This is a genomic window from Cnuibacter physcomitrellae, from assembly GCF_014640535.1.
Lineage (GTDB): Bacteria > Actinomycetota > Actinomycetes > Actinomycetales > Microbacteriaceae > Cnuibacter > Cnuibacter physcomitrellae.
The window spans coordinates 2,736,573-2,759,966 of sequence record NZ_BMHD01000001.1; the positions used below are offsets into that span (position 1 = coordinate 2,736,573).

Annotated in this window: 25 protein-coding genes; 16 read left to right on the forward strand and 9 right to left on the reverse strand. The window is 72.0% G+C overall.

The genetic code is table 11. From position 1 onward, the window contains the following. The first annotated feature begins 7 nt into the window (after positions 1 to 7). Genes IEX69_RS12845 through IEX69_RS12870 form a run of 6 tightly spaced genes read left to right on the forward strand, consistent with a single transcriptional unit; the run spans position 8 to position 5,600 of the window. Positions 8 to 1,132, forward strand: a complete 1,125-nt coding sequence (locus IEX69_RS12845; protein ID WP_229756348.1) for a galactitol-1-phosphate 5-dehydrogenase — start codon at positions 8 to 10, stop codon at positions 1,130 to 1,132. Beyond that, complete coding sequence (locus tag IEX69_RS12850; RefSeq protein ID WP_085017729.1) at positions 1,129 to 2,184, forward strand: zinc-dependent dehydrogenase; 1,056 nt, start codon at positions 1,129 to 1,131, stop codon at positions 2,182 to 2,184. Before IEX69_RS12845 ends, IEX69_RS12850 begins: the two co-directional genes overlap by 4 nt. Next, positions 2,181 to 3,122, forward strand: a complete 942-nt coding sequence (locus IEX69_RS12855; protein ID WP_085017730.1) for a shikimate dehydrogenase family protein — start codon at positions 2,181 to 2,183, stop codon at positions 3,120 to 3,122. Before IEX69_RS12850 ends, IEX69_RS12855 begins: the two co-directional genes overlap by 4 nt. A 43-nt stretch (positions 3,123 to 3,165) precedes the next feature. Next, positions 3,166 to 3,759 (forward strand): glucose-6-phosphate isomerase, encoded by a 594-nt coding sequence (locus IEX69_RS12860; protein ID WP_085017731.1) that lies wholly within the window; start codon positions 3,166 to 3,168, stop codon positions 3,757 to 3,759. 7 nt (positions 3,760 to 3,766) lie between these two features. Beyond that, entirely contained in the window at positions 3,767 to 4,714 is a 948-nt protein-coding gene (locus IEX69_RS12865; protein WP_085017732.1) for a phosphoglycerate dehydrogenase, read from the forward strand. Beyond that, positions 4,692 to 5,600, forward strand: coding sequence for a MurR/RpiR family transcriptional regulator (locus IEX69_RS12870; RefSeq protein ID WP_085017733.1), 909 nt, complete (start codon positions 4,692 to 4,694; stop codon positions 5,598 to 5,600). The genes IEX69_RS12865 and IEX69_RS12870 overlap by 23 nt, the downstream gene beginning before the upstream one ends. Positions 5,601 to 5,619: 19 nt before the next feature. Here the strand turns inward: IEX69_RS12870 and IEX69_RS12875 are convergent, their stop codons facing one another. After that, the gene (locus IEX69_RS12875; protein ID WP_085017734.1) at positions 5,620 to 5,895 is read right to left on the reverse strand and encodes a hypothetical protein; all 276 of its coding nucleotides are present in this window, start codon (positions 5,893 to 5,895) and stop codon (positions 5,620 to 5,622) included. Between the two features lie 562 nt (positions 5,896 to 6,457). Beyond that, on the reverse strand, positions 6,458 to 7,957 hold the full coding sequence (gene glpK / locus IEX69_RS12880; protein ID WP_085021244.1) for a glycerol kinase GlpK: 1,500 nt from the start codon (positions 7,955 to 7,957) through the stop codon (positions 6,458 to 6,460). A 113-nt stretch (positions 7,958 to 8,070) separates the two neighbouring features. Between glpK and IEX69_RS12885 the strand changes: the two genes are divergently transcribed. After that, a complete protein-coding gene (locus tag IEX69_RS12885) occupies positions 8,071 to 9,162 on the forward strand; it encodes a zinc-binding dehydrogenase (protein ID WP_085017735.1) in 1,092 nt (363 codons plus the stop codon). Positions 9,163 to 9,210: 48 nt separating this feature from the next. Here the strand turns inward: IEX69_RS12885 and IEX69_RS12890 are convergent, their stop codons facing one another. Then, positions 9,211 to 9,927 (reverse strand): SDR family NAD(P)-dependent oxidoreductase, encoded by a 717-nt coding sequence (locus IEX69_RS12890; RefSeq protein WP_085017736.1) that lies wholly within the window; start codon positions 9,925 to 9,927, stop codon positions 9,211 to 9,213. A gap of 90 nt (positions 9,928 to 10,017) precedes the next feature. Between IEX69_RS12890 and IEX69_RS12895 the strand changes: the two genes are divergently transcribed. From IEX69_RS12895 to IEX69_RS12905, 3 genes are read left to right on the forward strand one after another with little or no spacing between them, the layout of a single operon-like run. Further along, positions 10,018 to 10,902, forward strand: a complete 885-nt coding sequence (locus IEX69_RS12895; RefSeq protein ID WP_085017737.1) for a transketolase — start codon at positions 10,018 to 10,020, stop codon at positions 10,900 to 10,902. Beyond that, the gene (locus IEX69_RS12900) at positions 10,899 to 11,897 is read left to right on the forward strand and encodes a transketolase family protein (RefSeq protein ID WP_085017738.1); all 999 of its coding nucleotides are present in this window, start codon (positions 10,899 to 10,901) and stop codon (positions 11,895 to 11,897) included. The genes IEX69_RS12895 and IEX69_RS12900 overlap by 4 nt, the downstream gene beginning before the upstream one ends. Further along, positions 11,894 to 12,421 (forward strand): phosphatase domain-containing protein, encoded by a 528-nt coding sequence (locus tag IEX69_RS12905; protein ID WP_085017739.1) that lies wholly within the window; start codon positions 11,894 to 11,896, stop codon positions 12,419 to 12,421. Before IEX69_RS12900 ends, IEX69_RS12905 begins: the two co-directional genes overlap by 4 nt. A gap of 60 nt (positions 12,422 to 12,481) precedes the next feature. On the opposite strand, the gene IEX69_RS12910 is transcribed toward IEX69_RS12905, so the two are convergent. Then, a complete protein-coding gene (locus IEX69_RS12910; RefSeq protein ID WP_085017740.1) occupies positions 12,482 to 13,402 on the reverse strand; it encodes a shikimate dehydrogenase family protein in 921 nt (306 codons plus the stop codon). After that, on the reverse strand, positions 13,399 to 14,247 hold the full coding sequence (locus IEX69_RS12915; protein WP_085017741.1) for an MBL fold metallo-hydrolase: 849 nt from the start codon (positions 14,245 to 14,247) through the stop codon (positions 13,399 to 13,401). Before IEX69_RS12915 ends, IEX69_RS12910 begins: the two co-directional genes overlap by 4 nt. Positions 14,248 to 14,376: 129 nt before the next feature. Here IEX69_RS12915 and IEX69_RS12920 point away from each other — a divergent pair, with 129 nt between their 5' ends. Beyond that, positions 14,377 to 14,775 carry a pyridoxamine 5'-phosphate oxidase family protein gene (locus IEX69_RS12920; RefSeq protein ID WP_085017742.1) on the forward strand — a complete coding sequence of 133 codons (399 nt, stop codon included), beginning with the start codon at positions 14,377 to 14,379 and terminating at the stop codon, positions 14,773 to 14,775. A 22-nt stretch (positions 14,776 to 14,797) separates the two neighbouring features. Here IEX69_RS12920 and IEX69_RS12925 read toward each other — a convergent pair whose 3' ends face one another. From IEX69_RS12925 to IEX69_RS12935, 3 genes are read right to left on the reverse strand one after another with little or no spacing between them, the layout of a single operon-like run. Continuing rightward, the gene (locus IEX69_RS12925; RefSeq protein ID WP_229756349.1) at positions 14,798 to 16,138 is read right to left on the reverse strand and encodes a glycosyltransferase family 2 protein; all 1,341 of its coding nucleotides are present in this window, start codon (positions 16,136 to 16,138) and stop codon (positions 14,798 to 14,800) included. Beyond that, positions 16,135 to 17,181: a glycosyltransferase family protein gene (locus tag IEX69_RS12930; protein ID WP_085017743.1), complete on the reverse strand. Its 1,047-nt coding sequence runs from the start codon at positions 17,179 to 17,181 to the stop codon at positions 16,135 to 16,137. The genes IEX69_RS12925 and IEX69_RS12930 overlap by 4 nt, the downstream gene beginning before the upstream one ends. Continuing rightward, positions 17,178 to 18,083, reverse strand: a complete 906-nt coding sequence (locus IEX69_RS12935) for a WcbI family polysaccharide biosynthesis putative acetyltransferase (protein ID WP_085021246.1) — start codon at positions 18,081 to 18,083, stop codon at positions 17,178 to 17,180. Before IEX69_RS12935 ends, IEX69_RS12930 begins: the two co-directional genes overlap by 4 nt. Positions 18,084 to 18,230: 147 nt before the next feature. Here IEX69_RS12935 and IEX69_RS12940 point away from each other — a divergent pair, with 147 nt between their 5' ends. The 5 genes from IEX69_RS12940 to IEX69_RS12960 all read left to right on the forward strand — a co-directional run bounded on the left by IEX69_RS12940 (position 18,231) and on the right by IEX69_RS12960 (position 22,720). Next, on the forward strand, positions 18,231 to 19,331 hold the full coding sequence (locus tag IEX69_RS12940; RefSeq protein ID WP_085017744.1) for a glycosyltransferase: 1,101 nt from the start codon (positions 18,231 to 18,233) through the stop codon (positions 19,329 to 19,331). Then, positions 19,328 to 20,461, forward strand: coding sequence for a glycosyltransferase (locus tag IEX69_RS12945; RefSeq protein WP_229756350.1), 1,134 nt, complete (start codon positions 19,328 to 19,330; stop codon positions 20,459 to 20,461). Before IEX69_RS12940 ends, IEX69_RS12945 begins: the two co-directional genes overlap by 4 nt. Then, complete coding sequence (locus IEX69_RS12950; protein WP_085017746.1) at positions 20,458 to 21,477, forward strand: hypothetical protein; 1,020 nt, start codon at positions 20,458 to 20,460, stop codon at positions 21,475 to 21,477. Before IEX69_RS12945 ends, IEX69_RS12950 begins: the two co-directional genes overlap by 4 nt. A 2-nt stretch (positions 21,478 to 21,479) precedes the next feature. After that, on the forward strand, positions 21,480 to 22,334 hold the full coding sequence (locus IEX69_RS12955) for a glycosyltransferase family 2 protein (RefSeq protein WP_229756351.1): 855 nt from the start codon (positions 21,480 to 21,482) through the stop codon (positions 22,332 to 22,334). 92 nt (positions 22,335 to 22,426) lie between these two features. Further along, positions 22,427 to 22,720, forward strand: coding sequence for a hypothetical protein (locus IEX69_RS12960; protein WP_085017748.1), 294 nt, complete (start codon positions 22,427 to 22,429; stop codon positions 22,718 to 22,720). Between the two features lie 124 nt (positions 22,721 to 22,844). Here the strand turns inward: IEX69_RS12960 and IEX69_RS12965 are convergent, their stop codons facing one another. Further along, entirely contained in the window at positions 22,845 to 23,363 is a 519-nt protein-coding gene (locus IEX69_RS12965) for a hypothetical protein (RefSeq protein WP_085017749.1), read from the reverse strand. Positions 23,364 to 23,394: the final 31 nt, after the last annotated feature.

Below are 23,394 nucleotides of genomic sequence, written 5' to 3' on the forward strand. Positions count from 1 at the left end.
GGCAGCTGTGCTGCGGGGTGTACGTGACCTGGTGGTCGCCGACGTCCCCCTCCCCGAACCGGTCGGCGACGACTCGATCCTCGTGAGGATCGGCGCGGTCGGCGTCTGCGGGTCGGATGTGCTCCGGTACGGCGTGGGGAAGGGGTACGGCTTCCCGCTCGTGCTCGGACATGAGATGTCGGGCACGGTGGAGGAGCCGTCGGCCGACGGCCTTCTCTCGGCGGGGGACCGGGTGGCGATCTTCCCCTGCGTCCCCGACCCCGCGGATCCGATGACGGAGATCGGCGAGTACACCCTGGCCACGCACTACGACTACTTCGGATCGCGCCGCGACGGTGGCCTCGAGGAGTACCTGCGGGTGCCCTCCCGCAACCTGATCCGGCTGCCTGAGGGCACGTCGCTGATCGCCGGTGCGCTCGTCGAACCGGCCGGGGTGGCGCTGCACGCCGTGCGCAAGGCCGACGTCGGACCCAACGCCTCCGCGCTCGTCATCGGCGCAGGTCCCATCGGACTGCTGGCGGCGCAGTGGCTGCGGATCCTCGGCGTCGTCCGCGTGCTCGTCGCCGACGTCGATGAGCGCAAGCGGCGTGTGGCGGAGCACCTCGGATTCGAGGTGCTCGACGCGGCGGCCGCCCCGTCCGATCAGCTCGCGCTCGCCGCGACGCAGGGACGCGGAGTCGACATCGCCGTCGAAGCGAGCGGGCTGGGACTCACGCTCCTGCAGGCCGTCGGCTCCGCCGCACACCGCGGCCTGGTCATCCTCCTGGGTGACCTGAGCACGGACGCCGAGCTGAAGAAGGAGACCGTGTCGCGCATCCTGCGCCGCGAGCTCACGCTGCGGGGGACCTGGAACGCCACCATCGCGCCTCGCGGCGCGAACGACTGGGAGATGGTGGTGGCCTCACTGGGCCGCACTCTCGCGGTCGACGACCTGGTCAGCCACGTCGAGGCGCTCGACGACGCGCCTGCGGTGTTCGCGCGACTCGCCGACCGGGCCGCCTGGTCGAACAAGACCGTGTTCGCCGTCTCGACCGAGGCGCTCGAGGAACGGGAGGCGGCGCTGGAAGGCTCGCTCTCCGCCCGCCTCGCCGCATCCGACGCCCTCGAACCGGCGCAGGCGGGTGTGCGATGAGGGCCGCACTGTTCCGCGGGCCGGGCGTGGTCGAGGTGTCGGAGATCCCGATCCCGACCCCGGGGCCGGGTGACCTGCTCGTGAAGGTGCGCGCCGCATCCATCTGCGGAACCGATCTGCGCATCATGAAGCACGGCCACTTCCGCATCCCCGCCGGCACCTCCCGTGTGCTCGGGCACGAGCTCACCGGGCGTGTCGTCGAGGCGGGATCCGCCGTGTCGGGCTTCGCCGTGGGTGACCGCATCAGCGTCGCCCCGAACGTCGGATGCGGCCGGTGTCGAATGTGCGCGAAGGGTCTCAACCAGCTGTGCCCCGACTACGAGGCGTTCGGCATCACCATGGACGGCGGCTTCGCCGAGTACCTCCTCATACCGGCGCACGCGATCGAGCGGGGAAACGTGTTCCACGTGCCTGAGGGACTCAGCGACGAGGTCGCCGCGGTCCTCGAGCCGATGTCGTGCTGCCTGCACGGACAGCGCGCCGTGCACGTCTCGCCCGACGACTCGGTGCTCATCATCGGTGCGGGACCGATCGGCTGCTTCCACACGGTGCTGGCCAAGCGGGCGGGTGCCAGGCAGGTGATCGTCGCCAACACCCGTCAGCCGCGGCTCGACATCGCGGGGCGGATGGGGGCGGATGAGCTGATCAACGTCGGCACGCACGACCTGCAGGCCGAGGTCGAGCGGCTCACCGGCGGGGAGGGCGTCGACGTCGTGATCACGTGCGTCTCCAAGCCGGAGGTCATCGCCGGATCCACTGCCCTGGCCGGCCGGCTCGGCCGGATCAACGTCTTCTCCGGGCTGGGCGATCAGGCCAGACCCCAGATCGACGTCAACTCGCTGCACTACCGGGAGCAGGTCCTCACGGGCACCACCGGCTCCAGCGTCGTGGACTACGGCGACGTGATCGACATCGTCGCCGGAAGCGACCTCGACCTCTCGCCGATCATCACCTCGCGCTTCCCGCTCGAGGACATCGAGGCGGCGATGGACGAGTCGCGCTCCGGCCGGGGGATGAAGTCCGTCATCGTGTTCGAGGAGGAGGCCGCGTGAACGCGCTCGTCTACACACCCGAGACGCTCCGGCCGTCGCCCGAGCCGACGTTCTTCTTCGTCGGCGTCACGACCGGATCGTCCTCGATCATGCAGGTGTTCCCGCGCTGGGCCGAGCACCTCGGCCTGCCCCGGGCGATCGCCGGCATCGACGTCCCCCTCGACGCGTCGCCGGAGACGTACCGTCGCGTCGTCGAACATCTCCGCGACGACCCGAACGCGCTCGGTGCGCTGGTGACCACCCACAAGCTCAACCTGTTCAAGGCCAGCCGCGACCTGTTCGACGAGATCGGGGAGTCGGCCGAGCTGCTCGATGAGATCAGCAGCATCTCCAAGCGCGACGGACGACTGCTCGGTCACGCCATGGACGACGTGACGAGCGGATTGGCCTACGACGCGCTGGGTGCGGCCGACCGCGAGCTGCTCGTGCTGGGCGCGGGCGGATCGTCGCTCGCCCTCACGCTGCACCTGCACCGGCTGGCGACAGCGGGGGCACCCGTGCCACCCCGTCTCACGGTGACGAACCGCCGGCCGGCCCGGCTGTCGGAGATGCGGGACCTGCACGACCGGATCGGCTTCGGCATCCCCACGACCTACGTGCTCGCGCCGGAACCCTCCGACAACGATGCCGCACTCGCGGATCTGGCGCCCGGGGGCGTGGTCGTCAACGCCACCGGGCTCGGCAAGGACCGCCCCGGCTCCCCCCTGACGGACGCGGCGGAGTTCCCCACGGACGCGATCGCCTGGGACTTCAACTACCGCGGCGACCTCGTCTTCCTCGACCAGGCCCGACGGCAGGCCTCACGCGGGGTCGCGGCCGTCGACGGCTGGTTCTACTTCCTCCACGGCTGGACGCGCGTGATGGCGCAGGTCTTCGACATCGCCATCCCCCCATCCGGACCCGAGTTCGACGCCCTCTCCCGGATCGCCCGCTCCTAGGGCCCCATCCCCTTCTCTCACCCCCGACACGTTAGGACCGCTGATGAGCACCACCTCCCTCGACCCCACCGTCACCGCGGTGGCCACCCAGTTCGACCTCGCCACCGGCCTCACGGAGGCCCGGCCGTCGCTGCAGCGGCGTCTCTCCGACATGAGCGGCATGTACGCCGACACGGCCGCCCTGTCGGCCGCCGTCGACGCCGACGACGTCCTGACCTACGAGTTCTACGACTTCGGCGTGCCGTCGCTGGAGACCGAGGTCGCCTACGGGACGAGCATCACGTACCCGGGCAAGGTGGGCGACGAGTACTTCATGACGAAGGGCCACTTCCACACCCGGCTCGAGTCGGCCGAGATCTACCTCTGTCTCTCGGGCCAGGGGCTGATGCTCATGGAGAGCCCCGAGGGGGACGTGCAGGTCGAGGAGTTCCGTCCCGGCCGGTCGGTGTACGTACCGGGCCGGTACGCGCACCGGAGCATCAATACCTCGCCCGACGAGCCGCTCATCACGTTCTTCGCGTTCCCCGGCGATGCCGGGCACGACTACGGCACCATCGAGACCAAGGGCTTCCGTCGCATCGTGCTGGAGCGGGATGGCGCACCGGTGCTCGTCGACAACCCACGCTGGCAGAGCTGAGCCGACCATGGCCGATCGCATCGTCGTGACGCCCCGGTCGGCCTACGGTCACCCGGCGGTGGAGCGGATCCGGGCAGCCGGGTACGAGGTCGACTTCCCGGCGCCCGGTGCCGTGCCCACCCCGGCGCAGCTGCACGCCGCACTCGCGGACAGCGTGGGCTACCTCGCGGGCGTCGAACCCGTCACCCGTTCGCTCCTCCGCGCCGCCCCTCGGTTGCGGGCGATCTCCCGCAACGGGACGGGGGCCGACGCCATCGACCTCACCGCCGCGGAGGAGCTCGGGGTGAAGGTGCTCCGCGCGCCCGCGGCGAACGCGCAGGGCGTCGCCGAGCTCACGGTGGCGCTCATGCTGGCCGCGGCGCGGCAGCTGCCGTCCGTGGCCTCGGCGATCCGCGGCGGGGAGTGGGCGCGTCGCGAGGGCATCGAGCTCTCCGGACGCACCCTCGGCGTGGTGGGAGCGGGCCAGATCGGCCGACGGGTCATCTCGGTCGCGCTCGCTCTGGGGATGCGGGTCCGGGCGTTCGACGCCTACCCCGACGACTCGTACGCGGCCACCGCCGGCGAGGGCTTCGCCTACGCGACCCTCGACGAGGTGCTCGCCACCGCCGATGTCCTCACCCTGCACGCTCCACCTGCCGCGACACCGCTCGTGGACGCCGGCGCCCTGGCCGCCCTGCCCTCGGGCGCGATCCTCGTCAACACCGCGCGGGCATCGCTGGTCGACGAGTCCGCGGTGCTCGCCGCGCTCGACTCCGGAGCCCTGCGCGCCTACGCGACGGACGTCTACGCGGTCGAGCCGCCCGGCGCGTCCGCCCTCACCCGGCACCCTCGTGTGATCGGCACCGCTCACATCGGGGGATACACACGAGAGAGCGTCGACAGGGCGATGGCGGCAGCGGTGGACAATCTGCTCCACGTCCTAGACTCTGACCGTGAGCGATCCGGCGATGAGTGACAACATCCTGCATCAGATCTCACGTCGCGCCGGATCGCTGAGTCCGGCGCTCCGCGGGGTCGCCGACGTCATCCTCGCCGACCCGGAGGAGGCGCAGGCGCTGTCGATCACCGAGCTGGCCGGGCGCGCCGGCGTCGCGGACTCGACCGTGTCGCGATTCCTCCGCGAGCTCGACCTCGAGGGTTACAACCAGCTGCGGCTCGGCATCGCCCAGGCGATCTACTCCCGACCGTCGTCCGGGTCCGAGAGCAAGGCGAGCTGGGTCTACGAGGGCGTGCTCAAGGGCGACAGCCCCGAGAAGATCATCGAGAAGGTGCAGCACGGGAGCGTCGAGGCGCTCTCCCGCACCGCGGAGCGGCTCGATCCGGAGGTCATCAGCGAGACGGCGGAGCGCATCCACAGCGCCAAGGCGATCTACTTCGCCGCCATGGGCTCGTCGTCCACCGCCGCCGAGAACGCCGTGATGCGGTTCATGCGCGCGGGTGTCCGATGCCACTTCTTCCGCGACCAGAGCGTGCAGTCGATGGGGAGCGCGACCCTCGGGGAAGGGGACGTGCTCATCGCCATCAGCGACTCCGGCGACTCGACGTCGGTGGTGTCCTCCGCGCAGATCGCCAAGTTCCACGGCGCCCACACCGTCGGCGTCACCTCCAACCTCGACTCGGCGCTCGCCGCCGTCGTGGACAGGGTGCTCCTCACCGCCGGCACCGTCGCCTCGAGCGACGTCTACGGCGAGTCGGTGACGTCGAAGTGGGGCCAACTGCTCGCCATCGACGTCCTCTACGCCACCTACGCCACGAAGTACTACGAGGAGACCGCGGACTACCTCGCCGAGTCCTACCTCTCCGCCATCCGCCCCACCCGAGGCTCCGACCCCCGCGCGTAGCCCGGCGCCCGCTCCTGGGTCATGCGGGCCTGACCCAGTGCTCGAGCTCTCCGCTCTCGACAGAGCCCAGACACTCGAAGCCGGCCCGGCGGAAGAGCCTCTGGCTCGGGACGTTCTCTCGATGGATGCGTGCCCAGACGCCACAGTCCATGTCGTATTCGATCTTGGTCTCGCGAAGGACCGCCAGCATCATCCCGAGCCCCGTCGCGCCGAGGCCCGTTCCCTGGCGTTCGACGCTGGTCGCGACCGCTCGGATGAGCATCTGCTCGCCCTCGGTGTCGAACGACGCGAGCACGACGCAGTGGACGTCGGCTCCGTCGACGGCCAGTAACAGAGCCTGCGAAGGATCGACAGGTGCCCGCAATCGCCGCAGACCCGACTGGACCTCGAGCTCCGACGGTCGAGGATGGTGACGTCCTCGGTAACGGTCGTAGGAAGACCGTGGTGGGTTCGTGCAGACGAAGCGATGGAGTGCTGAGGCGTGACTTCTGTCGCCTGAGACCCAGGCGACCTTAGGCCCGACGTTCGGCACGAGAGCGCAGCCAGGTGGACATAGCCGCACGCTCAGCTTCGCTGAGGGCGCGGCTGCCTATTCCCGACTCGAACGCCGCCGCGTAGTACTCGCGTTCTGCCTCGGTGAGGCCATCGTCACCGAGTGGAGACCGCGCGTCCGTTCCGGGTCGACGAAGACTCAGAGCGGATGTCATGACCTCGAGCCTACCGGCTCGTCTTCCGGCCGTAAACACATATGCGAGAAATCATCAGGTCGTCGTGTGCGAGGTGGGCGCAGGATTCACTCGCCGGCCGTCCCGCCGAGCAGTGCGATGAGAACGAACAGCAGGCCGGTGCGCTGCGCGTCAGTGGGCGACCCAGTCGAGGGAGCGGGAGACGGCGCGGGTCCAGCCGGCGTAGAGGGCGTCGCGGGTGGCGGGATCCATGGAGGGGGTGAAGGTCCGCTCGATGTCGATGGTGTCGCGGAGCTCGGCGGTGGAGGACCAGAACCCGACGGCGAGGCCGGCGAGGAAGGCGGCGCCGCGCGCGGTCGACTCCGTGACGCGGGGACGCTGCACCGGGACGCCGAGCTGGTCGGCCTGGAACTGCAGGTGGAAGTCGTTCGCGACCGCTCCGCCGTCGACTCGCAGCTCGGGCAGGGGCGTGCCGGACTCCGACGTCATGGCCTCGATCACGTCGCGGTAGGAGTAGCTCATCGACTCCAGGGCGGCGCGGACCAGCTCGGCTCGCCCGGTGCCCGGGGTGAGTCCGAAGATGGTGCCGCGCGCGTACTGGTCCCAGTACGGCGACGCCAGACCCGTGAAGCCGGGGATGAGGTAGACACCGCCGGTGTCGGGCACCGATGCCGCGAGGGACGCGGTCGAGGCGACGTCGTCGATGACGCGCAGCTCGTCGCGCAACCACTTGATCGTCGCACCCACTCCGAAGAAGACGCCCTCGAGCGCGTAGGTCACGGTGCCGTCGAGTCCCCAGGCGATCGTCGTGATGAGACCGGCGTCGGAGGACACCCTCGTGGACCCGGTGTTCATCATCACCGATCCCCCCGTGCCGTACGTCGCCTTCACCGAGCCCGGCTCGAAGCAGGCCTGCCCGAAGAGCGCGCTCTGCTGGTCGCCCGTCGCGGAGGCGACGGGGATGGAGGCGTCGAACCCGGCCCAGGCGCCGGTGAGGCCGTAGACCTCGCTCGAGGATCGTACGGAGGGCAGCACCGCTCGGGGGATGTCGAGCAGTGACAGCAGCGACTCGTCCCAGTCGAGGTCGCCGATGTTGAACAGCATCGTCCTGGATGCGTTCGAGTAGTCGGTGACGTGGGCCGCCCCGTCGGTGAGCTTCCAGATGAGCCAGGAGTCGATCGTCCCCGCCATCAGCTGTCCGGCCGCGGCGCGCTCGCGCGCACCCGGGACCGTGTCGAGCAGCCACCGCAACTTCGTTCCGGAGAAGTAGGTGTCGATCGGCAGCCCGGTGGCCTCGCGGACGAGGGAGCCGTGACCGGCGGCGATGAGCTCGTCGCAGTATCCGGCGGTCCGGCCGTCCTGCCAGACCAGGGCCCGGTGAACGGGCTCGCCGGTGGCCGGATCCCACAGCACGCAGGTCTCCCGCTGGTTCGTGATGCCGATCGAGGCGATGGCGGAGGCGGGCACCCCGGACTCCGCGAGGACGCGGTGCGCCACGCGCAGCTGCGACTCCCAGATGTCGTTCGCGTCATGCTCGACCCAACCGGGCTGGGGATAGTGCTGCTCGAACTCCTCCTGGGCGATGTGCTCGACCGATCCGTCGTGCCGGAAGAGGATCGCGCGCACGCTGCCGGTGCCGGCATCCAGGGCCATCACGTGAGTGCTGGTCATCGTCATCCACTTCGTCGTGTCCGTTGACGGGGTTTCGCGCCCCTGACTACAGTGACGGAAGTTTATTCCGAAAGCAAGCCAGTTACAGAAATCCTTACCGAATCGGAGATGCCATGCGCGCTGCGGTCCTGCACGCACCCCACGAGCCGCTCGTCATCGAGCACGTCGACACCCCGGATGCGCTCCAGCCGTACGAGGTGAGGGTCGCCACGGCGGCGGTGGGCCTCTGCCACTCGGACCATCACGTGATCGACGGCCGGGTCGCGCGGCCCATGCCCGTGGTGCTGGGGCACGAGGCCTCGGGGGTCGTCACGGAGGTGGGTCCCGCGGTGACCGACATTGCGCCAGGAGACCATGTCGTCGCGTGCTTCGTCGTGTACTGCGGCGCGTGCCGGATGTGCCGAGCCGGTCGTCCCGCGATGTGCCAGGATCGCGAGGCCACGATGCGGCCGGCGGGCGTCGAGCCGCGTCTCTCCCAGGGCGGGCGCGAGGTGCACCAGTGGACGAACATCGGCGGCTTCGCGGAGGAGATGGTGCTCCATCGCAACGCGGTGACCGTGATCGACGATCGCATGCCCCTCGACCTGGCGGCGATGCTGGGCTGCGCCGTCGCGACGGGCGTCGGCTCGGCGCGGAAGGTGGCGGGGGTGGGTCCGGGTGACCACGTCGTCGTGATCGGCGCGGGTGGTGTGGGCCTCAACGTCTGTCAGGGAGCGGCGGCCGCGGGCGCAGCCTCGGTGATCGCGCTCGACCGCAGCGACGAGCGCCTCGCGCTCGCGGCGGAGCGCTTCGGGGCCACGCATGTCGTGAACACCGCGAGCGTCGCGGACCCGGCCGCCCTCATCCGTGAGATCACCGACGGGGGAGCGGACCACGCCTTCGAGGCCGTGGGTGTCCCCGCGCTCGTCGACCTCGCGCTCGACGCCACCGCGCGAGGGGGGTCGGTCTGGGCGGTGGGGGTCTTCGGCGACGCCGCGAGGATCGACTTCTCCGCCGCCCACCTGCACTCGGGCAAGGGGGTCCACGGGGTGCGGGCCGGATCGCTGGAGCCGCAGAAGGACCTCCCCGCCCTCGTGGCCGCGTACCTGGCAGGCGAGCTCGAGCTCGAGGCTCTGGCCGGCCGCCGCATCCCCCTCGAGGCGATCAACGAGGGCATCGCGGACCTCGCCGCCGGGGTGGGGGCCCGCACGCTCGTCGTGTTCTGAGCGCGACCTCGCTCGGCTCGACGTACGGCTCCGGCGGCCGGGCGGGAATCAGCCGACGCTGTAGCCGCCGTCGACGTTGAGGACCGTGCCCGTGATGTAGGCGGCGTCCGGGGAGACGAGGAAGCCGATGGCCCGGGCGACATCCTCTGCCTCGCCCCAGCGCCCCAGGGGGATGCGCGAGCTGATCCGCTCGAAGCGCTCGGCGTCGTCCTGGGCTCGCCGCGACATCGGTGTGCGGATCCACCCCGGCGCCACCGCGTTCGATCGGATGCCCTCGGTCGCGTAGGCGACGGCCTGCGAACGGGTGAGGGAGACGATGGCGCCCTTCGACGCCGCGTAGGCGGGGGAGCCGAGCGACCCGAAGTAGCTCCACATCGAGGCGAAGTTCACGATCGACCCTCCGCCCTCGGCGAGTCTCCCGCGCAGCAGCTCGGCCACCGCCAGCACCCCGGTGACGTTGATCTCGAGCACGCGGTCGAAGCTCGCGGGGACCCATTCGTCGTCGCGGAGCACGGCAGCGCAGGTGACCAGCGCTCCCACCGGACCCAGGTCGTCGACCGCTGCCGCCAGCGCCTCCGCGTCGCTCACGTCGCAGCGTGCGAACTCGATCGACGCCGGGAGGTCGGGGTCGGCGTCGAGTCCCAGTGCTCGGACGCTCCATCCCCGGTCGACGAGCAGGGTGCCCACCGCTCGGCCGATCCCGGTCCCTCCGCCCGTGATGACCGCGGTGTGGGCGGGGGTGTGTGTGGTGCTCGAGCTGGTCATGGGCGGATTCTCCTCTGGTCGAACGGCGTCGGTCGAAATATCTTCCGAAACTAGCTTGACCCCGGGGGATTTTTCAATGACGATGTCGTCATGCCCTCAGCGACGACGCTCCTGCCCGACCGGCCGCGTGCCGACGACGACACCCTCGCCGACCGAGCGGCCTTCGTCCGCACCGAGACGATCCGCCTCATCGAGCTGGCCAAGGTGGGCCACTACAGCTCGGTCTTCTCCGCCGCCGAGATCTTCGCGGCGCTCTACTACGGCGTGATGCGCACGGATCCGACCGACCCGGGGTGGCAGGACCGGGATCGCTTCCTCATGGGCAAGGGGCACGCCGCGGTCGGGCTCTTCCCGATCCTCGCCGACCTCGGCTACTTCCCCTCCGACGTGCTCGACGGCTACACGCGGCTCGGCAGTCCTCTCGGCGACCATCCGGACATGACGAAGGTGCCGGGCATCGACTTCAGCTCGGGCTCGATCGGGCACGCGCTGAGCAACGGCCTCGGCATGGCCCTCGGGGGCCGGATGGCGGGCCGTGACTTCAGCGTCTTCGTGATGCTCGGCGACGGCGAGATGCAGGAGGGGCAGGTGTGGGAGGCCGCGCTCGCGGGCGCGCACCACCGACTCGGCAAGCTCGTCGCCATCGTCGATCGGAACGGCTTCCAGCTCGACGGCAGCGTCGACGACGTCGTGGGCATCGAGCCGCTCGCCGACAAGTGGCAGGCGTTCGGCTGGGAGGTGCACGAGGTCGACGGACACGACGCCGGGGCGGTCCGCGACCTGCTGCTCGCGCTGGCGGAGCGGCCCGCGGAGGCGGCGCCCAGCTGCGTCATCGCCCGGACGAGGAAGGGGAAGGGCGTGCGGTACATGGAGGAGGAGCCGGGCTGGCATCTCGGATACCTCACCCCTGCCGACGCCGCGGCAGCGGTCGCGGAGATCCGCGCCGGCCTCTCGGGCACGGGAGCACGCGCATGAGCGCCGTCGGCACCGCTCCCGCGGCCCCGCTCTCGGATGGATCGTGGCAATACCGCGGACTGAACGCTCTCAACCCCGGCCTGGACCACCTCTCCGACGGCCTCCTCGACCTGGTCGACGCGGGTGTGCCGGTGATCGCCGGCACAGCCGACCTGCAGTACTCCAACGGGCTCGTGAAGTTCGCTCGCACCCACCCGGACCGGTTCCTGCAGTTCGGGATCTCGGAGCAGAACATGGTGTCCGCGGCCGCGGGTCTGGCCACGACCGGTGCCAGCCCGTTCGTCGCCACGTTCGCGTCGTTCCTCGCGCTGCTGTGCTGCGAGCAGATCCGCATGGACGTCGCCTACACGAAGCTGCCTGTGCGCCTGATCGGGCATCACACCGGGATCTCGCTCGGCTTCTATGGCACGAGCCACCACGCCACGGAGGACATCTCCACGATGCGCGCCATCGCGGGGCTCACGGTCGTCTCCCCGGCGGACGGGCCGCAGCTGCGCGCGGCCATCCGAGCCTCGGCGTCCTGGCCGGAGCCCATCTACTTCCGCATCAGCCGAGGACGCGATCCCCAGGTGTACGACCCCGAGGTCGAGTTCGAGTTCGGCCGGGGCGTCGAGCACTCCCAGGGAACCGACGTCACGATCATCGCCTGCGGCACCCAGGTGCATCCTGCCCTCGAGGCGGCCGACGCCCTCCGGGCTGAGGGGCTCTCCGTGGGCGTCGTGGACATGTCGACGATCAAGCCCCTCGACGAGGACCTGGTCCGTGCGGTGAGTGCTCGCAGCGCTGTCGTCGTGACCGTCGAGGAGCACAACGTGCTCGGCGGGCTCGGAGCGGCCGTCGCGGAGGTGATGGCCGAGACGCCGACCGGGTCGCGCCTCGTCCGTCACGGGATCCGCGACGAGTACAGCCTCATCGCGCCCCCGACCCACCTCTACGCCCACTACCGGCTCGACGCTCCGGGCATCGCCGCGGTGGTCCGCGAGGCGCTGGCATGAGCGGCGCGCTCCCTGCCCACTGGCACACGCCGGGATCGGCGTTCGAGCCCGGCCGCGCGGTGATCTTCGACCTCGACGGCGTGCTCGCGGATGCGCTGCACCGGCAGCACCACCTCCACCAGGCCGAGCCCGACTGGGCCGCGTTCTATGCAGGCGTCGACGACGACGGCGTGATCGAGGCGGGCCGGGCGCTCGCCGCCTCGATCCGCCAGGACATGCGCATCGTGATCCTCACGGGGCGCATCGACGAGGTCGCGGCCGTCACGCGGGCGTGGCTCGACGAGAACGGGATGCGCTGGGACCTCCTCGTCTGCCGGCCGGCCGAGGAGGACGACTCCTCCCGCCATGCCGTCGACTACAAGCGCGACGAGGTGAGGCGACTGCGCGGCTGGGGCGTGGATCCGGTGCTCGCCATCGACGACAACCGGAAGATCGTGGAGATGTACGGCGAGTTCGGGATCCCCAGCGTCTACTTCCCGAGCGGCTACTACGACAGCTCCTCCCGTTACGACGGCGGCGTCTGAGCCTCGATCCTGTCGCCCACCCGACGCCGGGTCCCGCAGAGCGGGCCCGGCGTCGTCGTGTCAGTCGACGACCGACCGAGCCAGCGCCGAGAGGCTGTCGAACGTCTCCGCGTCGATCTCGACACCGTGGACGACGCCCACCACGTGCGTCCAGGAGTAGACGAAGTAGTCCCAGCCGTCGACGACCGTGAGCCGGCGGTCCGCGGCCTGGCCCCGCGCCTGAGCCAGGAAGGGTCGCTCGCCGCGGTAGTTCATGTCCCAGGCGATCGAGTCCTCGGGGAAGCGCACCGCGTCGGTGAGAGGGGATCCGGGCCTGTCCTTGCCCATGCCGGTCGCGTTGACCACGAGCGACCGCCGGGGCAGGGACGCGACGACCGCATCCGCCTGCTCCGCCGTCTCGGTGACGGTCCCCTCGACCGGGATGCGGAAGCCGATCGTGCGGTGCAGCTCGGCCATCTCGTCGAGCCGGTGCTGCGACCGGGCCGTGACGCGGATCCGGGAGGGCACCGGGTCTCCGTCTCGCTGCGCGCGGTGGAGGCCGAGGGTCGTCGCGATCGAGGCCCCTCCTGCGCCGAGCAGGAGGAGCTCGCCACCCTCGGACCAGTGGCCCTCCGGGGTGAGCGCGTCGAGGGCGAGGTGCGACGTGCGGTCGTCGAGCGCGGCGCCCAGGAGCCGGCCATCCTGCTTGTGGATGCAGCTCACCTCACGGAGGAGGCGAGCCGACTCGTCCAGTCCGTCGAACAGGTCCTCGGCCGCGACCAGCACGTTGAGCTTGTGCGTGGTGATCAGCGCTCCCACCGAGTCGCCGTCGTCCCGGATGCGCGCCACGGCGGCGCGGTAGTCGGCCGCAGGTGCGTCGAGGGGGAAGTCGACGCCCCGCAATGTCGAGTCGATGCGGAGGTGCTCCATCCACAGCGGGTAGATGCGCTGCATCGCGGACTGCCCCGTGGAGACGCCGAAGAACCAGAAGGTCGAGCTCACGCGGACACCTCGCGGAGCAGGAACGGCTCGCCCAGGACGGGGATCCGCCAGCGGAGGTCGTCGACGTCGGCGAGCTGCGCGCGGAGGTCGTCGGGGTCGGCGGTGTTGAAGTCGAAGAGACCCCAGTGGTGGCAGACCAGAGAGGGGATCGCGGCCGCGCGGCAGAGCGCGATGGCCTCGTCGAGCGTGAAGTTGCCGGGCACGCCGTGGTCGACCCGGTGCTCGTCGCGTCCGTTGACCGGGAGGAGGGCGACGTCGATGTCGAGCGAGCGGAGGATCTCCTCCTGCCCCTCATAGGGCGTGCAGTCGCCCGAATGGTAGAGGCGCACGCCTCCGATGTCGATGACGTAGCCGAGGAAGAGGTTCTGCCCGTGCGCATCCGTCGTCACCTGCTCGTGGGCGGCCGGCACCGCGGTCACCGAGACGCCCGCGGTCGCGAACACCTCGGAGGCGTCGAGGCCGAGGAGGCGGGCGGGCGGGATGCCGCGCGACACCGCCTTCACCGCCTCCGAGCGCGGGACGACGAAGAGCGGGTCGCTCGACGTCTGGAGGTAGGGGATGGCGCCGAGGTCCATGTGGTCGGTGTGCCCGTGCGTGCAGAGCACCAGGTCGAGTCCCGCGACGTCGGACGGGTTGACCGGAGAGGGATGCAGGCGGCGGTGCGGGAAGATCCTGCCCCGGTACTTGTCGGCGAGCACGTCGCTCAGGTACGGGTCGATGAAGAGGAGCTCGTCCCGGTGTCGAATGGCGAACCCCGCCTGTCCGAGCCACCAGGCGACGACCTCGTCCTCCCCTCCGGGCGGTACGGGGAAGGTCGGATCGAGGGGAAGGTCCACAGAGGGCATCTCAAGCTCCTTCGCAAGAATTTCTCTCAGAGTATCCTTCTCAGAAATTCCTTTCAAGCGGGAGGCGCCCCTGCACTCGGGCTCGCGCCGCGCGTGGGAGGGTGAAGGACAGGACACGGAGGGAGCGGCATGAGCAGGGAATGGGACGACGTGCGGGGGTACTTCGACCGGGTGACGGTCGCGCACGTGGCGACGCTGATGCCCGACGGGGCGCCGCACACGGTGCTGGTGTGGGTCGGGACGACGGACGACGGGCTCGAGCTGTTCATGGCGGCGGGCTCCCGGAAGGACCGCAACCTGGCCGGGGATCCGCGCATCGCGTTCTCGGTGACGAACCCCGACAACGCCCTCGACATGGCGTTCGTGCGCGGTAAGGCGGTGGAGCGGCTCGCGGGCGAGGCGGCGTACGAGATCGTCGACCGCCTGGCGCGGAAGTACACCGGCGCGGACTACGACCTCCGCGAGGGCATGGTCGCCTACCGGGTGCGTGCCGACGTCAGCTGGGCCAGGGACCACACCGGCGACTGACACACGCGCGCCGCCGCGCCGCTCAGCGCCAGCCGGCGAGGTGGCCCTCGAGGTCGACCTCGCCGCGGATCGGATGCACGGGGGCGGCGCGGGCGACCGTGGCGAACGTGTGCGCGTCCGGGCGGCGCTCGCGGCGGGCGCGGGCGCGCGCGGCCTCGATCGAGACCACGACGTCGCCGGCCGGATCCATAAGGAGCACCGTACCGAGGTCGCCGACGCCGACCTCCTCGAGCGCCTCGGCGAGCATCCGCCCGAACTCGTCCCGTGAGGCTCGCGGGACCGCGAACGGCGCGGTGACCGCGGCCCGGACCCTGGCGCGCTCCCGCAGCGACGACGCAGACGGGGACGACCGCGCGACGACCCGGTCGTCCCCGGGGGCCAAGGACGCGAGCGAGTCGTCCACGAGGACGCGCGCCTGAGGGGCCGCCTCGAGCAGCACGTCGGCGCAGAGCAGCACGGCCGCAGGATCGGTGCCGGGCAGGTCCACGACCACGTCGGCGGCGGCGCTGCGCACCCCGCGACCCACCGAGCCCGGCACGCCGAGGAGATCGAACAGGGCGAGCGTCTCGTGGTTCTTCCGCCGCCGCAGCTCCTGCTCGTCGACGCGGCCCGCGAGGTCGGGACCGTCGTGCCAGGCCACCGCGGTGGGGACGTGGGCGAAGACGGCGCCGCGCGTCCAGGCGCGGTGCGCCCACTCCCAGTCCTCGCCGCCGTACCGGTCGAAGCGCTCGTCGAAGCCCCCGGTCTCGGCGAAGAGCTCCCTGCCGCACGCCAGCACGGCGGAGATCATGAACCGGTACGACCCGTGGTCGGCGTCGAGGAGATCGCGGCTGGAGGCGTACGCGTCCCGCAGCCAGTCGGGATCGGCGAGCGCGTGACGGGGCGCGAGCTCCTCGATCGGGGAGCCGTCGTCGGCCGTGCCCGACAGGTCGGCGTGCCGGCGGAGGCCGACGGTGACCGCATCCGACGTGAGGGAGGGCAGGCGGGTGAGCGCCTCGACGTACCCGGGCTCGGGGGTCGTGTCGGCGTCGAGGAAGCACAGCACGTCACCCGTCGCGTGGGCTGCGCCGAGGTTCCGTGCCGCCGCCGCACGGAAGCCGAGGTCGGGCATCCGGAGCAGCTGCACGTGCGGCGGGACCACCGGGGCCTCCGGAGAGCCGTCGTCGACGACGATCACCTCGAGGTGCGGATGCGTCTGCCGGTCGAGGGCGCGAAGCGTGCGGGCCAGCTCCGCCGGTTGGTCGTAGTAGGCCACGATCACGGAGACCAGGGGGAGCGGATCCGGGACGAGCCCCTCGAGCGCTGACCAGTCATTGCCCACCACCGCCATCCCGCGGGCGCGTGAGGAGGAGGCGGCCGTCACGCGAGGTGCTCCGCCCAGAACCGGCGGTAGGACTCGGCGGTCGTGGCGAGGTCCGGACCGAGGCGGGCGGAGTCGTCGAGCCAGGTCGAGCCCGGCCGCTCCAGCGCCCGGGAGATCGCCCCGGCGAGGTCCTCGCGGTCCACGAGCGTGAGCGCTCCCGGGTGGAGCGCCGCCATCTCCGCCATGTAGGCGCTCCGCACGACGATCGGGCGGCGCCCCGCGTCGAGCCACGACGCCAGCGACCCGGAGGCCGACACGTGCTCGTGGGCGATGACCGGCACGGATGCCCGTCGGCACCGCTCGAGGAACGCCTCGTCGTCGAGGTAGCCGGTGACCTCGAAGCCGACCTCGAGCTCGGCGGCCAGCCGCTCGAGCTGCGCGACGTCGCCTTCATGCCCGGCGGAGGGCCGGCCGAGCGCTTCGACGCGGAGTCCGGCGTGCCGAGTGCGCAGGTCGGCGGCGGCGCGCACGGTCGGCTCGTGTCCCTTGCCCGGGTACACGAACCCGAGGATCGCGATGCTCGAGCCGTCGGGATCGGCGGCTGGGTCGAGGTCAGCGGGCGCAGCGGTCCTCCCGGCCCGTTCGACCGGCAGCGGGATCACCGTCGCGACGACCGCCTCGTCGGCGAACCGCTGGAGCAGCGCGGCCTCGTGCGCGCTGTTGCACACCACCCCCGCTGCGGCCCCGACGACCCTGCGGTAGCAGTCCGCCCGGCGGGGGAGGTTGCGCTCCCCGTCGGACGGCTGGGGCAGGTCGTGGAGGGTCACGGTCACGCGGCGCGACGCCGCGACGGCCTCGAACACCGCAGCCGCGTCGGCCGGGTCCGATCCCCAGAGTCGATCGGTGAAGTGCACGTGCAGCGCACCGTCCCCCGCCTCGGGGGACGCGACTCCGGCGACGCCGAGCTGCTCGGCGAGCCTGCGAGCGTAGATCGTGACGCCGTGCTGAGCGTCCGCGGGCACGTGCAGGGCGGGGACGGGCACCGCGGGGACGCGCAGAGTGGCGACGTGCGGAGCGGGGACCGCGGGCGTGGTCGTCGTCATGCGCGCAGCAGCCCGATGACGTCTCGGTGCCGTGCGAGGCCGGCGGCCACCGCATCCGGATGCTCGGCGTACCAGGCCAGGTGAGCCGCCCTGACGGTGTCGACGTCGATCCGCCGCCCGTTCACCGTCCACGAGACGACCGGCGGGGCGTCGAGACCGAACGCGTCGATCACGACCTGCTCGCGGGGGGCGTGCACCGCGTCGAGCAGGGGCCGGCCGGGGTCCCGCACCTCGGCGTCGACGCCCAGCCCGTCGAGCACCCGTTGCCCGACGGCGAGCCAGATCGGGTTGCCCGGGTGGTTGATCGTGCGCATCTGGGCGAAGTCGGGACGGGCGAAGAGGTCGGAGACGAGGACGGTGCGGTGCGCCTCCTCCCGGGCGCGCAGCTGCCCGATCGACTCGTCGCGGACGGCCAGCACCGACTCGCGCCGGAGCGCGGGCAGCTCCTCTCCGGCGGCCTCGAGCAGCACCGCCAGGTCGTGGTACGGCACCACCGGGGGCACGAGCGACGGATCCGACGGCGGGCGGATGATCGCCTGGCGCGGGTAGAGACCGGCGAAGCGGATGACCGGGACGACGACCGCCTCGGCGGCCTGGGGCATCCGCGCCACGAGCTGGGACGTGCCGACCGGCAGGCCGCGGTAGTCGTCGCGGATGGGCTGGGTCACCAGCACGTCGGCGTGAGCCAGCCAGGCGTCGAGGGCCGGGAGGTCCGCCGTCGTGAGCTCGTGGACCGGCGGGATCCGCACGGTCTGCAGGGCTTCGTCGGGGAGCACGATCCGCAGCGACTCGGCCTGGCAGTTGCCCACCGACAGCACGACGCGTCGACCGTCGGTGACGGGGTCGTCGTAGAAGTCGGAGTAGTGGGCACGGCGTTCCGCGAGGGCGGTGGGGGAGGGCACGGTACCACTCTGACGCGAACGTGCCACCCCCGCCCGTCTCCGCGAGCCGAGGCGGATCATTCGCCCTACGTTCGTCAGGGTGGGGAGTGCCCGAGACCACCCCCGCTCGGCCCGGTGCCGTCCTGCGTCTCGTGAGACGGAGGACCTGTGACGCGCGACGCCGACTCCTCCCTCCGCGTCGCCGCCGTCCCCACCGAGCACCCCTACGTCCGCGCCGTCACGCTCGACGCCGACGGGGTCTGGGTCCGCCCCGAACCGACCGTCGCGTCGCGACCGCCCGGACAGTGGTGGCCGCCGGTGCTCCTCGATCCCGAGTACCTGCGCGCGCACGACCGGGAGTTCGACGTGCTCCATCTGCACTTCGGGATGGAGTCGGTGTCGACGGCCCAGCTCCGCGCCGCCCTCTACGCCCTCCGCGAGGCGCGCATCCCGCTCGTCTACACCGTGCACGACCTCGCCAACCCCCAGCTCGAGGATCAGGCGGTGCATCTGGCTCAACTCGACTCGGTCATCCGGGCCGCCGACGAGCTCATCACCCTGACACCGGGTGCGGCGGACGAGATCCGTCGACGCTGGGATCGGGAGGCGACGGTGATCCCGCATCCGCGCCTGGCCACGGGCGCGCCCGAGCGCGCACCCATCGAGCCCCGCGACCCGGCGGACGCACCGCACCGCGAGGCGGTCGTCGGGGTGCACCTCCGCGACCTCCGCCCCAACATCGCGGGCGCCGCCGTCGTCGGCGCGCTCGCGGCCGCGGTCGCCGCCCTGGAGGCGGAGGGGACGTCCGTCTCCGTGCGCCTCCGCCTCAACGAGTCGGTGCGCGACCAGGACGCCGCCGGTGAGATCCGCTCCCTGGCGTCCGCCTCGCCCGCGCTGCACCTGGAGCAGGGGCCGCGCCAGACCGACGCCGAGCTCGAGCGGTGGATCAGCGACCTCGACGCCGTGGTGCTGCCGTACGCGCACGGCACCCACTCCGGCTTCGCCGAGCTCTGCTGGGACCTCGGCGTCCCGGTGCTCGACACCGGATGCGGGTACGTCGCCGAACAGCATCCGGACGACGTCACCGTCTTCCGCCTCGACGACGGGGGAGCGTCGCTCACCGCCGCGCTCGCGAGCGTGCGCCCCGCCGACCCGGGCGATCGGCGGGCGCTCGTCGAGCATCGGAGGAGCCTGCGCGCCTTCGAGAGCCGACGGATCGGGGAGGCCCATCGCGAGGTCTACGTGCGGGCTCGGGAAGGGATCGCGTGAGAGGGACACCACCGTCGGAGCGGCTGCGGATCGTCGTGATCGGCCCGCTGCGGTATCCGCTGCGTCAGCCGCACGCGGGCGGTCTCGAGGCCATGGTCTGGGACCGCGTGCAGCAGCTCAGGCAACGCGGACACGAGGTGACCCTGTGCGCGGTGCAGGGATCCGACTTCCTGGAGGGCTCGCCCCCCGAGTTCGTCATGCCCGGGGTCCAGTGGCTCTCGGATGCGGATGCCTCCGACACCGACTACCCGGTCGGGTACGTCAAGCGCGCCTCGCGATCGCTCGAGAACGCGCTCGCCTACATCCGACGCCATGACGACCGGTTCGACGTCATCGACAACCACTGCCTTCAGGGCCCCCCGATCGCGGCCGCCGCGAGCCTGGGCGTCCCCGTGGTGACGACGCTGCACACGCCTCCGCTGCCCGAGATGCTCGCTGCTCACGCCGCCTCGATCGGGTCGACGCAGCGGTTCCTCGCGGTCAGCGCCCACACCGCCCGCGCCTGGCGGCAGCACGGGGTGCACGCGGAGGTCATGCCGAACTCCGTCGACCTCGACCGGTGGCCGCTCGGCAAGGGCGGTGACGCGCTCGTGTGGTCGGGGCGCATCGTCCCGGAGAAGGGGACGCACCTGGCGATCGACGCCGCCCGGATGACGGGACGGACCCTCGTCGTGGCCGGTCGGATCGGCGACCGCGACTACTTCGATCAGCAGGTCGCGCCGCGCCTGGGCGGCGACGTCCGCTACGTCGGCCCGCTTCCGCAGGCCGAGCTCGCCGACCTCGTGGGGCGGAGCGCCTGCGCGCTCGTGACGCCCCTGTGGGACGAGCCGTTCGGGCTCGTGATCCCGGAGGCGCTCGCGACGGGGACCCCTGTCGTCGCGTTCGACGCGGGAGGCGTGGGCGAGAGCATCGCACCCCTCCCCTCGGCGCTCGTCCCGCCGGGCGACGTGCGTGCGCTCGCCGAGGCGGCGAGCCACGCCGCCTCGCTCGGGTCCGCGCATCCCGAGACACGCTGGCTCACGAGGAGGACGGCGGAGCGCCGCTTCGACGCGCAGGGTCGCGCCCACGCTCTCGAGCAGCTGTTCCGCCAGGTCGTGGACGAGTCCACGACGATGGAGATCAGCGCGTGACCATCGGCTGGTACGTGCACCATCACGGTGCCGGTCACCTCACGCGCCTGCTCGCCGTGAGACCGCACCTCGACGACGAGGTCGTCGTGCTCTCCTCGATGCCCGCCCCGTCGTCGCTTCCTCCCCGGACCCGGTGGGTCGCGCTGCCGCGCGACGACGACGGGTTCGGCGGGTCGACCGGTGCGGCGGAGGCGCCGGTCGAAGCGGACCCCACGGTCGGCGGACTGCTGCACTGGGCTCCGCTCGGACACGCCGGCCATCGGGCACGGCTGGCCTCGATCGCCGACGTCGCCCGTGACAGCACGCTCGACGCGATGGTCGTCGACGTCTCGGTGGAGGTGACGCTGCTGTCGCGACTCCTCGGGATCCCGACGGTGGTGTTCTCGCAGCCGGGGGATCGGACCGACGAACCCCATCGGCTCGCGTACCGCGCCGCCTCCGCGATCATCGCGCCGTGGCCCGAGGGGGTGCTGTCGGATGCGGCCCTGCTGCCGGTGAGCGATCGCGTGCGGTGGACGGGCGGGATCTCGAGGTATGAGCCGGTGCCCTCGGCGTCGCGCTCCGCTTCGGCCACGTCACGTGGCGGGGGCGTGGTGGTGCTCGGCGCGCATCCAGGTCTCGACGTCGAGGGGCTCCGCCTCGCCGCGGAGGGTGCGGGGCTCGCCATGACCCGGGTCGGCGCCACCCGGGAGACGTGGACCGCCGACCCTTGGCCGCTCCTCGTCGCGGCCGACGTGGTCATCAGCGCGGCAGGGCAGAACAGCGTCGCCGACCTCGCCGCCGCCGACGCCCGCGCCATCGTCCTGCCGCAGGCGCGGCCGTTCGGCGAGCAGGACGCGACCGGCCGTGTCCTGGATAGCCTCGGGCTGGCGGTGGTCGCCGCCCCTCCGCGCGGTGCCGAGGCGTGGAGAGGGCTGCTCGACGCCGCGCTCGGGCTCCGTCCCGACTGGGGTCGCTGGCAGGTGGCGGGGGCCGCGCGCCGTGCCGCCGACAGCATCCGCGGTGTCGTCTCGTGACGGTGAGCGTCATCACCCTCGCGTCCGAGGCGCGGGCCGAGCACGTCCGGCGGCAGCAGGAGCACCTGCGCTCGCTGCCGGTCGATCGGGTGATCGTCTGGCTCGACGCCGAGCCGCCGCGGGCCGATGACGTGCTGGCCACGGCCGGCGCGCGGCTGGTGCACGTGCCGCCGGGCGAGCACGGCCTGCGGCTGGCCGCCGGGCGCAACGCCGGCGCGCGGGCCGCGGCCGACGCGTCGCGGGCGGAGGCTGGCGCGCCAGAGCTGCTGGTGTTCCTCGACGCCGACTGCATCCCCGGACCGGACCTGCTGGCCCGCTACCGGGCCGCCGCCACGGCGAGACCGGATGCGCTGCTCGCCGGCCCGGTCACCTACCTTCCGCCGGGTGCGCCGGTCGAGACGCCCGCCGACCTGCGTCGCGCGACGGCACCGCATCCCGCCCGTCCCGTCCCCGCCGACGGCGAGCTGCTCGACGGCGACCGCTACGAGCTGTTCTGGTCGCTCTCGTTCGCGGCCACCCGGGAGACCTGGGACAGCCTCGGCGGGTTCGACGAGGGATACGAGGGCTACGGCGGCGAGGACACCGACTTCGCGTTCCGGGCCAGGGAGGCCGGTGTGCCGCTGGTCTGGGTGGGCGGAGCGCACGCCTATCACCAGCACCATCCCACGACGAACCCTCCCGTGCAGCACCTGGGCGACATCCTGCGCAACGGTCGGCGGTTCGCGGAGCGCTGGGGCGAGTGGCCGATGCGGGGGTGGCTGACGGCGTTCGCCGGACTCGGGCTGGTCGAGGAGGACGGCGACGGCTACCGCCGCGCCCGTCCTGCGTCCGCGCCGGATCCCGCGTCGCGGATCTGACGCTCGAGAGGGGCTCCGATCGGTTCGGGCACCCGAAAGCGTCATCGCGGCAACCCCTCGCCAGGAGCGGTCGACCCTGTCACGCTGGTCGGATGACCGCAGCCGACGCCACCTTCCTCGAAGAGGCGCAGAACACCCCGAAGACCGTGACCGTCGGCGACACCGACTACGTGGTGCGCCACACCGAGAGCCACTACGACCTGCAGGTCGAGGATCCGTCCGGCATCGTGATCGGGTTCGCCGCGCGCACCCTGGACGGTGGCGTCGGCTTCATCCCCGCCGCTCTCGTCGACCGGGTGCAGCCGCAGCAGCACAGCTCCGTCGAGGACGCGATCGACTTCCTCCTCGCCACCGCGACCGACATCGGCACCGAGCAGCACCCCTGACGCGTCCGCTGCCGGTGCCCGTGCCGCGGGTTCCGCCCGCCGCGCGGGGAGCCGCCCGCCTGGGCGGCGTCATCGACGCGCTCCGCGGGCGGAACCCGCAACAGCAGCCTCGGGTCGGTGCGGGTCAGCTCCACCAGAAGGCGCCGGCCGGGCCGAGCAGCGCCCGGAATCCGGCGGGCGACGAGGCGAGGTGGGAGGGCAGCGAGCTCGCGCCGAACCAGGCGCTCCGCTGCACCGAGGGCACCGCCTCCGTCATCGCGGTCAGCGCCTCCCCGAACGCCTCCTCCGCGTCGAACGGCGCCCGGAGCGTGTAGTCGACGCCGTGCACCGAGAACAGGAGCTCGCCCGGCGAGGTCCGCTCCACGATGACGTGCAGCTTGAGGTTGAACTGCGATCCGCCGCCCGTCACGAGCGCATCGGCGGCCACGGCCAGTGCCGAGCGGCCCCTTCCGCCCTGCTCGTAGAGGTGCGCCGACGGTGTTGGGTTCTCCGGCTCCTTCCGGCGGTAGCCGTATTCGCGGAGCCGCTCGTCGAGCACGGCGCCCGCCGCCTCGACGGCCTCGGCCGGGCCGGTGATCGCGCAGACGGGGAACCTCAGCCGGTCGAGCGTCGCCTCCGCCCGTTCGACCTCCGCCGCATCCATGCGCCCAGCCTACGAAGGCCTACGGAGTTCC